The 228-nt window shown below is 53.9% G+C and carries 1 rRNA gene; it reads right to left on the reverse strand.

The features are described 5' to 3' along the window. Positions 1–228 (reverse strand): 23S ribosomal RNA (locus KI362_RS25460); the annotation flags it as partial.

Raw genomic sequence — 228 nt, forward strand, 5'->3', positions numbered from 1 at the left:
TTTTCAACATACGTGGGTTCGGGCCTCCAGTGCGTGTTACCGCACCTTCACCCTGGACAGGGGTAGATCACACGGTTTCGGGTCTACGCCTACAAACTTATTCGCCCTATTCAGACTCGCTTTCGCTGCGGCTCCACCTTCTCGGCTTAACCTTGCTTGCAAACGTAACTCGCCGGTTCATTCTACAAAAGGCACGCCATCACCCGTGCGTTTTCCGAGGAAAATCGC

The organism is Paenibacillus apis (assembly GCF_018333295.1).
Taxonomy (GTDB): Bacteria; Bacillota; Bacilli; order Paenibacillales; family Paenibacillaceae; genus Fontibacillus; species Fontibacillus antibioticophila.